This window comes from Streptomyces sp. NBC_01092, assembly GCF_045039535.1.
GTDB lineage: Bacteria > Actinomycetota > Actinomycetes > Streptomycetales > Streptomycetaceae > Streptomyces.
The window spans coordinates 1,629,906-1,641,052 of sequence record NZ_CP108659.1; the positions used below are offsets into that span (position 1 = coordinate 1,629,906).

Genomic DNA, 11,147 nt, shown 5'->3' on the forward strand with positions numbered 1-11,147 from the left:
GGAGGTGTGATGACGAGGACTGACGGAGCTTAGCTCATTGTTACCTATGCTCACAATGCACATGGTCCTGATATTGTTCCCGCATGACCACCTCCGATCCCGACGGCCCGCTCGCCGAGCAGCTGCTGCGCTTCACCCGCCGGGTGCACCGGATCCAGAAACGGCATCTGCAGGAGTGCGGCCTCGGCGTCACCCCGGCCCAGTCGCGCCTCCTGCGCACGCTCGCGCACTACGACTCGCCGCCACGGATGGCCGACCTCGCCGAGCGCCTGGAGGTGGTCCCGCGCGCGGTGACGACGCTGGTCGACGGGCTGGAGGCGAGCGGGAAGGTACGGCGGGCGCCGGATCCGACGAACCGGCGGGTGATCCGGATCGAGCTCACCGAGGACGGGCACGAGGCCCTGCGGGAGCTGCACGGTGCGCGACGGTCGGCGGCGCAGGAGATCCTGGCGCCGTTGACGGACGAGCAGCGGTCGGTGCTGGGGGAGCTGCTGGACACGTTGATCGACGGGGGCGGCGCGCGGGGGTGCTGAGCGAGCACAAAGGGCCGCGGCCACCGCTCCGTGTTGCTGGAGGGGTGGCCGCGGCCCTGGTCGTGCCGGACGTCAGCCGGCTTCGGCGGCCGTTTCCTTCTTGAGCTGCGCCTTCTCCGACCGCTCCGACCGCTCCGACTGCTCCGACTGCTCCGACCGCACGCTCCCGCCCTCGGCCGGTTCGTCGTCCTCCAGGTCGACCACGATCTCCCCGTCCAGGACCTTCTTCGCCCGCTCCCTGTCCAGCGCGCCCTCCCAGCGGGCGACCGCGAAGACCGCGACGCAGTTGCCGAGCAGGTTGGTGACGACGCGCATCGAGTCCATGATGCGGTCCACGCCGAGCAGCAGGGCGACGGCGCCGGCCGGGATGGCGCCCAGCGAGGACGCGGTCGCGGACAGGGCGAGGAACGCCGAGCCGGGGATGCCCGCCATGCCCTTGCTGGTCAGCATCAGCACCAGGACCACGGTGATCTGCTGACCGAGGCTCAGGTCCACCCCCACGGCCTGGGCGATGAACAGCGTGCCGATGGACAGGTAGAGCGAGGCGCCGTCGAGGTTGAAGGAGTAGCCCGTCGGCAGCACCAGGCCCACGGCGTCGTCACGCGCCCCCGCCTTGCGCAGCTTCTGCATCACCCGCGGCAGGACCGACTCGGTGGACGCGGTGCCGAGCGCGAGCAGCATCTCCTCACGGATGTAGCGCAGGAACTTCCACAGGCTGAGCCCGGTGACCGCCTTCAGGGCGAGCGCGAGGAGCGCGATGAACAGCGCGGCGGCCAGGTAGCACAGGACGATCAGCTTGCCGTACGTCTCGATCACTCCGAGCCCGTAATTGCCGATCAGGACGGCCATCGCACCGAACACAGCGATCGGAGCCAGCCGCATCACGAAGCCGACGATCGCGAAGATGATCTCCTGGGCCTGCTCGATGGCGGGCAGCACCTGCGGCACTTTGGTGTGGCCGAGGTGCAGCAGCGCCGCACCCACCAGGCAGGCCAGGACGAGCACTTGGAGCAGGGAGTTCTCCGCGAAGGCACCGATGAAGGAGGTCGGGATCGCCTCCAGCGCGAACTCGGTCGTCGAGGGCAGATGTCCGCCACCCGTCTTCGCGTCGACGGCCGAGGCGTCGAGCGTGGAGGGGTCGACGTGCATCCCGGCCCCGGGCTGGACCACGTTGGCGGCGAGGAGGCCGATGACCAGCGCGAGCGTGCTGGCGACCTCGAACCAGATCAGGGCCTTCAGCCCGATGCGCCCGAACGCCTTCAGATCACCGGCCTTGGCGATGCCGACGACGACCACACAGAACACGAGCGGCGAGATGATCGTCTTGATGAGCCGGATGAAACCGTCGCCGAGAGGCTGGAGATCCGAGGCGAACCCGGGCCACAGCTTCCCGACGACGATTCCGAGCACGAGCGCGCAGGCGACCTGCGCGAAGAGAGAGGTACGCAGCATGCGTGCGACGCGTCGCGGCAGGGACGGTACGGACGGCGGCACGGGCACTCCTTTGGGGACGACGGCACACAGAAGCCCCCTGGGACGGCCGGGACTTCTGCCATACGGAAAGCGCATTCCGTCCGATCACTCTGCGGGTGACGTTGATCCCGCACAAGACCGCCGTGTTGCTTCCGTGTAAATCACGCCCCGCGTGACGCGTCGCACACAACGCGCCTCAGCAGCGGCTTCGATCCTCGGTGAGCACTCCCTGAACGCTGGTCAGAGCGCGGTCATAGCAACCGCTTGAGCCGTACGACCGGTAGCGCTCGCTCGTCGTACCGACCGCGTGCCGCTGGTCACGCGGCACGTTCAGCGTCCATGAGGCGTCGCCCTCCACGGTGTCGTCGAGCCGCGACCACGCGATCCGTCGCCCGTCCTGGGTCGTCACCCGGGCGGCACGGTCACCGAGCGTCAGAACGGTGCGCAGTCGGTCGCCCGCGCCGATCGTGATCGAGCCGTCCATCGTGTACGTCCGCTGGGTGCGGCTCGTGCGGGCGGGTCCGCGTCCGTCGACGGTGACCGACTGGTCGTCCGTCCAGGTCGCGTCGAGGGCGTCCAGGTTCTCGCCGTCGGTCCAGCGGTGCACGGATCCGTTGGTGAGCGAGCGGCGCACGGTGGTCACCACCCGGCCGTGCGAGGTGTCGACGTACCCGGCGACGGTCAGCCGGTGACCGCCCTCGGTGTCCACCCGGTGCTCCGAACCGGGCGTGTAGGTCGAGGAGTTGGCGAGGTCGCCGGCCTGGTGCGTGGTGAGCTTCCCGGTGACGTGCGCGCGCTTCGCGTCCTGCCAGACGAGGACGTTCACGGGTGCGCTCCAGCCGCTCTGCCCCTCGGGGACGCCGACGACGGAGACGTCGACGCGATGCGGGCGGCCGTCGTTGAGGAGCCCGGCGAACGGCGTCAGGTCGTATTCGATCGGCTTGACGTCGAAGGCGCGCGGCCCCGGAGTGACGTACCAGAGGAAGGGGTTGGACCAGCCGCCCGTCCAGACGTGCGGGAACGGCGCGGCGATTCCGGCGAGTTGGCCGTCGACCTTGATCTGCACCTCGCGGTAGGGTCCGCCGGCCGCCTTGCAGGAGTAGGGCGCCGGGTCGGGCGCCGACAGGTACCAGAACTCCTCGCAGCCTCCGCCGGATCCGGTGGCGTACACCTCGGCGACCACGCGTTCGCTGTTGCGCGGGGTGGTGAGCGTGCCGTCGTGGAGGGTGAGGACGCGGTCGGGGGTGGCGGGGCCGCCATTGGCGGCGTCGGGGCCGCCCGGAGTGGCGTCGGCGTGGCCCGGAGTGGCGTCGGCGTGGTCCGGAGTGGCGTCGGCGTGGTCCGGAGTGGCGTCGGGGCGCTCTGTCGTGGCGTTGGGGCGCTCCGTCGTGGCGTCGGGGCGGCCGGTGTAGAACGTCAACGTGACCTTGACGTCGATGACTCCGGTGTAGGTGTCGTCGACGACGTTCCCGATGAGCATCTCGACGTCCTGACCGCGGCGCAGGGTGTCGCTGTAGCGCGTGACGTCCTTCTCCACTGACCACTCGATGCCGTCGGGCGACGGCTCCGGGGTCGACGTGCGGAAGATCTCGACCCCGCCGATCTGCAGATGGCCGAGCCGGTCGTACTGACGGCCCTTGACCTTGCCGTCCATCCGCAGCACGACCTTGCTCCAGCGGTCGCCGCAGCCGTCGGGCGGTGTGTAGGTGCCCTTGAACGGCGTGAAGTCGCGGAACTGCGCCTCGGCGACGGTGACCTGGCAGGACGTGCCGAAGGGCTTGGTGACGGGCGGGGCGGCGGTGATGGGGTCGTGCCAGTCGGTGCCGAACTCTGAGGGGATGTCGGTGAGTTGGGCCGCAGGGGCCGGACCCGCTCCGAGGAGGGTGCCCGCCAGGAGGGTGACCCCCGCGACGCCACCTGCGAGCATGGACATGCCTATCCGTCTCTTCATGGGCGGTGTTCTACGGGGAGTCGTGCATCCGACGCAATGCGGCCTTCCGCGTCAGTGCGAGGCTTTCAGGTCGGCCCTGTCCCCCATCACCACCACCGGGTGCCGGTCCGGATCGAGCGTGCGCAGCAGATGCTCCATCGCCGATTCGGACAGACTCACGCAGGCCGACGTACCGCTGCCGTGGTCCATGTGCAGCCAGATGCTGCCGCCCTTGTCGTATCCCTCGGGGCGGGTGGGGTCGTTGGGCGGCGTGCCCTTGACGCGGTTGTAGTCGATGGCGATGACGTAGTCGAAGTCGTGCCAGTACGACTTCGCCCACCAGCGCGGCGCCGCGAGGGCGGCCGACCGCGTGTACGGCAGTCCGGCCCCGGGGTTCTTCCGTACGCCGCCCGCGTCGCTGAGCGTGAACACGCCGACGGGACTGCGGTTGTCGCCCTCGTGGTGGTCGGTGGTCCAGCCCCTCTTGCCGTTGTGCGCGGGCCAGGAGCGGACGCGCTCCCAGGTGGTGCCGTGCTTCGTGTAGAGCACGGCGGTGGCGTCCGGGGAGTCCTTGGCGTCGCCGTAGACCGCCAGAACCTGGCGCGAGTCGGCGGGGATGCGTCGCTGCCAGCGGTCGCCCACGCCCGGGATGCGCGTCGGATCGGCGGCGGCCGAGCGCCCCGGCGCGGCCTTGCCGGCCTCCGCACCGGTGCCGTCGCGCGCTCCGTCCCGCGCGCCGTCGCACGCGGTCAGGGTCGCGATCGCCAGCAGGGATCCGAGGGCCGCCGTCGCGACCGTCGCGCGCCATGCTCCGCCGCTCCGCATCGGTCCATGGTCGCACCGCGTTCGGCGCGGGGGCCGGAACTGAGCGGCCTCATGGAAAACCGTTTGCGTCCTGCCACGCCGCGACGCGAACCTGTCACGGTTTGCTGCCGCCGTGCGCTTCCCGTTCCGTTCCGCGCAGGCGTCCGTCGACCGACCCCCATCCCTCCCCCCACTGACACGAGCCACTGGGACGTCATGCAGATTCAAGACCTTCCGTACCCCGACCCAGGTGTGCCGGACGCACGCTCGGGTCCCCGATTCCTGTGGTGGCTCTTCAGGAACCAACTGGGCGGCCAGCTCAAGGCCCTGGCCTGGGGACTCCTGCACTTCCTGTCCGTCTCCGCGCTCCCGTTCTGCGTCGGCGTCGCCGTGCAGGCCGTCATCGACCGTTCGGGCACGCGACTCGCCCTCGCGGGCGGGCTCCTGGCCCTGTGCTGCGCCGGCAACGCGATCGGCGAGACCTTCCTGCACCGCACCGCCGTCACCAACTGGATCACGGCCGCCGCCCGCGTCCAGCAGGTGCTGGCCCGCAAGACCGCGCAGCTGGGCTCGGCCCTGACCCGGCGCGTCGCGGCCGGTGAGGTGGTGGCCGTCTCCACGGGTGACGTCGAGAAGATCGGCTGGTTCGTCGAGGCCTGGTCACGGTTCACCGCAGCGGCCGTCACCATCGTGGTGGTCTGCGTCGGCCTCGTCTTCTACCAGCCCGCTCTCGGGACGGTCGTCGCCGTGGGCCTGCCCGTACTCGCCGTCGCCGTGCTGCCGCTGCTGCCCCGCGCGACCCGGCGGGCCGACCTCCAGCGCGAGAAGGCCGGCCGCGCCACGGAGCTGGCCTCCGACACCGTCGCCGGCCTGCGCGTCCTGCGTGGCATCGGCGGCGAGGAACTCTTCCTCGCCCGCTACCGCCGCGCCTCCCAGGAGGTACGCCACGCGGCCGTGCGCAGCGCCCGGATGTGGTCCCTGATCTCGGCGATCCAGGTGCTGATGCCGGGGCTGCTGCTGATCGCGGTGGTCTGGTACGGCGTCCACCTGGCCCGCGACGGCCGGGTGAGCATCGGTGAACTGGTCGCCGTCTACAGCTCGATCATGATCCTCACCTATCCGCTGCGGCACTTCGAAGAGATCGCCATGGCCTATTCCTTCTCGCGGCCCTCGGCCCGGCGCGCCGCCCGCGTGCTGGCACTGGAGCGGGCCACCGACACCGGCGGATCCCGCGACGGGGCGCAGGTACCAACCGGGGATCTGTACGACCCGGCCACCGGGCTCCTCGCGCCCGCGGGCCGGCTCACCGCCGTGGTGTGCGGCGACCCGGACGCGGCGGGGCGGCTGGCCGAACGGCTGGGCGGACACCCCTCCGAGGAGGGCACCTCGGTACTGCTGGGCGGCGTCCCGCTCGACGAGCTGCCGCTCGACCGCGCCCGTACGGCCGTCCTCGTGCAGGACAAGGATCCGGTGCTGCTCTCCGGCACGCTGCGCGAACTGCTCGACGTGCCCAGGTCGGGCGACATCGGCGCCGAGGAGGCGCTGGCAGCCGCGCAGTGCGAGGACGTCCTGGCCGCACTGGTCCAGGGGTCGCTCGACGCCGAGGACCCGATGGACGCGCGGATCACCGAGCGCGGCCGGTCCCTGTCCGGGGGCCAGCGCCAGCGCCTGGCACTCGCCCGGTCGCTGATCACGGACCCGGGTGTGCTCGTCCTGGACGAGCCGACCTCGGCCGTCGACTCGCACACGGAGGCACGGATCGCGCAGGGCATGCGGAACCTGCGGGCCGGGCGCACGACGGTGGTGTTCACCTCGTCTCCCCTGCTCCTGGACCTCGCCGACCGGGTGGTCCTCGTCCACGAGGGCGAGGTCGCGGCGGTCGGCGTGCACCGCGAGCTGGTGCACGCCGAACCCCGGTACCGGGCCGTGGTGACCCGGGAGACCGAGGAGGAGGCGGCCCGCAGCGAGGCTCTCGGTGAGGCTTTGCGTGAGGCTCCGGGTGAGAAGACAACCCACAAGGACGGACCGGCCAAGGGGTCCGCGCTCGACGACGTACTGAAGGAACTGGAAGAGATCGAGGAGTCGGCATGATCGGCGTTGCGCCACCGGAGTACGACCCGGCGGCCCCGACGACGGCGAACACCCTGCCGGTCGGCGCTCCCGCGACCGTACGCGCCTATGTGGCGGAGCTGTTCCGACGGCACCGCCACGCCCTCCTGCTCCTCATCGCCGTCAACACGGTCGCCGTGGTGGCCTCGATGGCGGGGCCCTGGCTGCTGGGCGCTCTGGTGGAACGGGTGTCGGACAAAGTCCCCGAGCGCGAACTCCATCTGGAGCTCACCCTCGGGCTGTTCGCGGTCGCGCTCGTCATCCAGGCCGTGTTCGTACGGCAGGTACGGCTGCGCGGGGCGATGCTCGGCGAGCGGATGCTGGCCGATCTGCGCGAGGACTTCCTCGTCCGGTCGGTCGGGCTGCCGCCCGGCGTCCTGGAACGCGCCGGGACGGGCGACCTGCTCTCCCGGATCACGACGGACATCGACCGGCTGGCCAACGCGATGCGCGAGGCGGTGCCCCAGCTGGCGATCGGCGTGGTGTGGGCGGCCCTGCTGCTCGGCGGACTGATCGTGACCGCGCCGCCGCTCGCGGCCGCCGTGCTGCTCGCCGTGCCGCTGCTGGTGATCGGCTGCCGCTGGTACTTCAAGCGGGCACCGGCCGCCTACCGCTCGGAGGCCGCCGGGTACGCCGCCGTGGCCGCCGCACTCGCCGAGACCGTGGACGCCGGGCACACCGTCGAGGCGCACCGCCTGGGCGGGCGCCGGGTCGAACTCTCGGAGCTGCGGGTCAAGCAGTGGACCGCGTGGGAGCGGTACACCCTCTGGCTGCGGTCGGTGCTCTTCCCGATCGTCAACGTCACCCATGTGACCGTCCTCGCGTCCGTCCTGATGATCGGCGGTGTCTTCGTCCTCCAGGGCTGGATCGGGGTCGGTCAGCTGACGACCGGTGCGCTGATCGCGCAGATGCTGGTCGACCCGGTGGGACTGATCCTGCGCTGGTACGACGAGCTCCAGGTGGCCCAGGTGTCGCTGGCCCGCCTGGTCGGCGTCCGGGACATCGAGCCGGACATCGGGGACACCGAGCTCGCGCCCGACGGCCGAGACGTGCACGCCGACCGGGTGCACTTCGGCTACCTGGAGGGCGTGGACGTGCTGCGCAAGGTCTCCCTGGAGGTCGCGCCCGGCACCCGGCTGGCCCTGGTCGGCCCCTCGGGCGCCGGCAAGTCCACGCTGGGTCGCCTGCTCGCCGGCATCTACGCACCCCGGGACGGCCGGATCACCCTCGGCGGGGCCGAACTGTCCCGGATGACCGCCGAGCGGGTCCGCTCCCATGTGGCCCTGGTCAACCAGGAGCACCACGTGTTCGTGGGCTCCCTGCGCGACAACCTGCTCCTGGCCCGCACGGACGCGACCGACGCCGAGCTGTGGGCGGCACTGGGCGCGGTCGACGCCGATGCGTGGGCACGTGCCCTCGACGACGGCCTCGACACCGAGGTCGGCTCGGGCGGCTTCGCGCTCACTCCGGCCCAGGCTCAGCAGATCGCCCTGGCCCGCCTGGTGCTGGCCGACCCGCACACGCTGGTCCTGGATGAGGCGACGTCCCTCCTCGACCCGCGCGCCGCCCGCCACCTGGAGCGCTCCCTGGCCCGCGTCCTCGACGGCCGCACGGTCGTCGCCATCGCCCACCGCCTCCACACCGCTCACGACGCGGACGTCATCGCCGTCGTGGAAAACGGCCGGATCAGCGAACTGGGCAGCCATGAGGAACTCGTCGGGGCGGACGGGGCGTATGCGGCGCTGTGGCGGTCGTGGCACGGGTGAGTGGGGGGGGGAGCGGCGGGGGCGGCTGGTGGTCCGGGGGAGTACCGGTGGGGCGAGCGCGGTCGGGCGACCCGGGTGGCTTGCCCTTCTCCCCCGCCCTCGTCGTGACCCTCGCTTTCCAGGTCAGCCAGGTTTCCTGACCTCGGTGTGCGGTCAGGTGCGGGCGTGGGGCGCCGCCGAGCGGCCGGAGCCCGGGGATGGGAGGGAGCAGGCCCTCCGTCCACGACGGCCGCCTTGGCCGGCCATGACGGTTGCCTTGGCTCACCATGCGGGAGGCCCGTCGGCCGAGGTGGGGAAACCTGGCAGTGACCGGCGGCGCCACTCGGCGTGACCGGGGGCAGGACCGACCGCGGCCGGGGGCAGGACCGACCGCAGCGGGGACGGGACGTCCATAGTCGGCATGCCGAGTCAGGCCCCGCCGCCTCCGCCCGGCGCGACGGCACGGAACCGGCCCCGGTGCATCCGGAGTGCTCGCCCCTGCCCGTGCCGTTGCGCCGGGGCGAAAAGGGGTGGAAGGCTGGATAGAGGCACCGGTTCGGGGAGCACCCGGGAACCTCGTGGTTCGCGCCGGGTGCGGCCTGTGCTCCGCGCCGCGACGGCCCGTCGCTCGCCGCGGTGGGTTCGGGCCCGTCCGCATCACCTGGAGGTACCCGTGAACAGCGCCGAGGGATGGGGTGACGACGTCTACCAGCCCGACGCTTCCGATCAGCGTGAGGACACGGGGCTGCTGGACGCGGAGGACACCCTGGAGGACGACGGCGTCGACGACCCCCTGGACCGGGGTTGGTCCCCTCCGGACCGACCGTGGGCGGTGGAGCACGACGGTGTCACGGCCGCCGAGCGCCGACAGGGCGAGACCCTGGACCAACGGCTCGCCGAGGAGATACCGGACCTTGCCACGCCGGACGGCGACGGCATGGGCGACGCCGAGGGCACCGATGGGGAACTCCTCGACAACGAGGTCGGCTCCCTGCGCTCGGGCCGCCTCGTGGCACCCGACGAAGGCGCCCACGAGGACGAGGAGAGCGCGCTCGTCGCGACGGACGTGGGCATCGACGGCGCGGCGGCGTCGGCCGAGGAAGCCGCTATGCACATCGTCGACGAGGACTCCCTGTAGGCCTGACGCCCAAGGCCCCCGTGCGACCGACGCCCGCACGCTCCGTCCGGCAGTCCCCGCAGCCGCAGTCGCCACGCCAACGGCCTCATCCGCGGCCCCCACACCGTCGGCCTCGCCGATGCCGCTACCAGAGGAGTTCGCATGCAGCAGGACAAGCAGCCCGACTACCACCCGGTCGTCTTCCGCGACCGCGCCGCAGGCTACGCCTTCCTGACCCGGTCCACCGCGACGAGCGAGCAGACCATCGAGTGGGACGACGGCGAGACCTACCCGGTCGTGGACGTGGAGATCTCCTCGGAGAGCCATCCCTTCTACACCGGCAAGGCCCGAACGGTGGACACCGAGGGCCGCGTCGCCGCCTTCGAGCGGCGCTACGGCGGTGGAACGGGAGAAGGCGGATGATCCGGCCGGGACACGGGTGAGCACACCGAGGGTCGATGGTGTTGCACGGGTGAGCACACCGTGGATCGATGGTGTGCGGCCACCCGGTCCCGCAGGCGGTGCACCGCAGCGGTGCCGGGCCGGCCGCCGCCCGCTCAGATCACGTTGAGCGCAGCCGCACAGCCCAAGCCGCCGAGCACCATGAACACCGGCATCAGCACCTTGAGCTCGACCCAGCTGCCGGCCCGGAACCGTATGGCCTTCGGCGGCCCGAGCGGGTACCAGCGCTTGCGGCCCACCGGGATCGGCCACAGGATCGGGCAGCCGGACACCGTCAGCGCGTCCCCGATGTCGTGCACCAGCGCGCCCAGGACGATGGGCAGCCCCAGCCACAGGTACTCCTGGCCGGGCGCCGTGAACAGCCAGTCCGAACCGTTGCCCGGCTTGTCCAGCACGCCTGCGAGGATCCACGCGCTGGTCGCCGCCAGCAGCCAGACCAGGACATCGGCGCTGGAGCCCCGGGTCGCCCGCCACAGCAGGCCTTCGATGGCCAGCACCATGTGCGCGAAGAGGATCGCCAGCACCGCCCAGCGGCCGCCGGTGATCGCCAGGGCGGAGGCACCCGCTCCGATCAGGACCGCCCACAGCCAGGTGTGCGTGAGCGTGCGATGACCACCGGAGCGACGCGGATCGCCCTGCTTCTTCGTGGCCTTGTAGACGGCGTACGACAGCTTGTCGACGATCTCGCACAGCCAGCGCGACAGCGGACCGAAGGCCCGCGAGATCGTGGCCGCCTTGTGGTCGAGGTCCGGGGCGAGTGCGGCTCCGGCGCAGATCAGCGCCCCGGCGAGCAGCACGGGCCAGGGCATTCCGTGCCCGGCCGCCGCGGCGGCCGCTCCGACCCCGAGCCAGGCTGCGGCGCCCGACAGTGAGTGTGCTGGTCCCATCATGGCCGTTTCCCGCCCCATTCCTCGTGTGCCGCTGTCCAGTTGACCGGGTGCGCTGACGTGTCGTCGGCGACACAGCGTAGCGTT

Annotated in this window: 9 protein-coding genes; 5 read left to right on the forward strand and 4 right to left on the reverse strand. The window is 71.7% G+C overall.

What is annotated here, in order from left to right:
* The first annotated feature begins 83 nt into the window (after window positions 1-83).
* Window positions 84-533 carry a MarR family winged helix-turn-helix transcriptional regulator gene (locus OG254_RS07080; RefSeq protein ID WP_405578449.1) on the forward strand — a complete coding sequence of 150 codons (450 nt, stop codon included), beginning with the start codon at window positions 84-86 and terminating at the stop codon, window positions 531-533.
* Between the two features lie 72 nt (window positions 534-605).
* Here the strand turns inward: OG254_RS07080 and OG254_RS07085 are convergent, their stop codons facing one another.
* From OG254_RS07085 to OG254_RS07095, 3 genes are all read right to left on the reverse strand, one after another.
* Complete coding sequence (locus OG254_RS07085) at window positions 606-2,027, reverse strand: cation:dicarboxylate symporter family transporter (RefSeq protein WP_405578452.1); 1,422 nt, start codon at window positions 2,025-2,027, stop codon at window positions 606-608.
* 175 nt (window positions 2,028-2,202) lie between these two features.
* Complete coding sequence (locus OG254_RS07090) at window positions 2,203-3,957, reverse strand: peptide-N4-asparagine amidase (RefSeq protein ID WP_405578455.1); 1,755 nt, start codon at window positions 3,955-3,957, stop codon at window positions 2,203-2,205.
* 51 nt (window positions 3,958-4,008) lie between these two features.
* Window positions 4,009-4,761, reverse strand: coding sequence for a L,D-transpeptidase family protein (locus OG254_RS07095; RefSeq protein WP_405578458.1), 753 nt, complete (start codon window positions 4,759-4,761; stop codon window positions 4,009-4,011).
* A 195-nt stretch (window positions 4,762-4,956) separates the two neighbouring features.
* On the opposite strand from OG254_RS07095, the gene OG254_RS07100 reads away from it, so the two are divergent.
* The 4 genes from OG254_RS07100 (at window position 4,957) to OG254_RS07115 (ending at window position 10,134) form a co-directional block, all read left to right on the forward strand.
* A complete protein-coding gene (locus OG254_RS07100) occupies window positions 4,957-6,831 on the forward strand; it encodes an ABC transporter ATP-binding protein (RefSeq protein ID WP_405578460.1) in 1,875 nt (624 codons plus the stop codon).
* Window positions 6,828-8,615 (forward strand): ABC transporter ATP-binding protein, encoded by a 1,788-nt coding sequence (locus OG254_RS07105; protein ID WP_405578463.1) that lies wholly within the window; start codon window positions 6,828-6,830, stop codon window positions 8,613-8,615. The genes OG254_RS07100 and OG254_RS07105 overlap by 4 nt, the downstream gene beginning before the upstream one ends.
* 652 nt (window positions 8,616-9,267) lie before the next feature.
* Window positions 9,268-9,732 carry a DUF5709 domain-containing protein gene (locus tag OG254_RS07110; RefSeq protein ID WP_405578466.1) on the forward strand — a complete coding sequence of 155 codons (465 nt, stop codon included), beginning with the start codon at window positions 9,268-9,270 and terminating at the stop codon, window positions 9,730-9,732.
* Between the two features lie 141 nt (window positions 9,733-9,873).
* Window positions 9,874-10,134 (forward strand): type B 50S ribosomal protein L31, encoded by a 261-nt coding sequence (locus tag OG254_RS07115; RefSeq protein WP_351194235.1) that lies wholly within the window; start codon window positions 9,874-9,876, stop codon window positions 10,132-10,134.
* A gap of 134 nt (window positions 10,135-10,268) precedes the next feature.
* Here the strand turns inward: OG254_RS07115 and OG254_RS07120 are convergent, their stop codons facing one another.
* On the reverse strand, window positions 10,269-11,063 hold the full coding sequence (locus tag OG254_RS07120) for a metal-dependent hydrolase (RefSeq protein WP_405578470.1): 795 nt from the start codon (window positions 11,061-11,063) through the stop codon (window positions 10,269-10,271).
* Window positions 11,064-11,147: the final 84 nt, after the last annotated feature.